General features: G+C 68.1%; 1 protein-coding gene. It reads right to left on the bottom strand.

Annotated features, from left to right (window positions below; genetic code table 11):
- Window positions 1-20: 20 nt before the first annotated feature.
- The coding region (locus ACFYW5_RS38025) for an IS110 family transposase (RefSeq protein WP_389421706.1) at window positions 21-1051 on the bottom strand (1031 nt) is incomplete at its 5' end.

Raw genomic sequence — 1051 nt, 5'->3', positions numbered from 1 at the left:
GGGTGCCCCTATGGGTTTCGTCAACCGGTGGGGGCTGGTTGGGGGTCGTAGAAGGTGCCGTCGCGGAGCATGGCGAAGAGCACGTCGGCTCGTCGTCTGGCGAGGCAGAGGAGGGCTTGGGTGTGGTGCTTTCCCTGAGCGATCTTCTTGTCGTAGTAGGTCCGGGACACCGGGTCGGCCAGTGCCGCGAACGCGGATAGGAAGAAGGCCCGTTTGAGCTGCTTGTTTCCTCGCCGGGATGGTTGCTCCCCGCGGATCGACGAGCCGGAGCTGCGGGTTGCGGGAGCGAGACCTGCGTAGGCCGCGAGGTGGGCGGCGGAGGGGAAGTTGCTGCCGTCGCCGACATCGATGAGGATCCTCGCTCCGGTCCTGACGCCGATCCCCGGCATGGACGTCAGGACCTTCGAAAGAGGGTGGTCCTCCAGCAGCTCCTCGATCCGTGTGGCGAGGAGTTTGCGCTGGTCGAGGACGGCTTGGAGCGAGTTGGCGAGGCTGGGGACGATCAGCGCGGCCGCGTCGGTGCCGGGCACCACCACGGTCTGCTCGTCCAAGACCGTGAAGATGTCCTCGACCAATCGCTCGGCCATGCGCGGGGCCTTGGGACGTATCAGGCTGACCAGCCGTCGGCGTCCGGCCTTGCGGATCTGGGCCGGGGACCCGAACTGGTCCAGCAGCCGCAGGACGGCCGGGTGCTGGATTCGGGGGCCGAGGACTCGCTCCAGGTGCGGGTGGATCTGGGTGAGCAGGCCGCGCAGCCGGTTGCTGATGCGGGTGGCCTCGCCGGCCAGGTCGTCGTCGAAGCCCACGATCATCTCCAGCTCGGCGACTGTCTCGTCGGCGAGTTCGATGGAGCGGAGCGTGTGAGGCATCGCGCGGGCTGCGTCGGCGATGATGAACGCGTCGCGGGCGTCGGTCTTGGCTTCACCGGGGTAGAGGTCGGCGATCCTCCGCATGGTCAGGCCAGGCAGATAAGCAACCTCGCAGCCCATGTCGCGGGCGACCGCGATCGGCAGGGCACCGATCGAGGCGGGCTGGTCGACCACCACGAGCA

Source organism: Streptomyces sp. NPDC002779, assembly GCF_042888685.1.
Taxonomy (GTDB): domain Bacteria; phylum Actinomycetota; class Actinomycetes; order Streptomycetales; family Streptomycetaceae; genus Streptomyces.
Note: the sequence above shows the minus strand (reverse complement) of the source record. Positions and strands in the feature narration are given on the sequence as shown.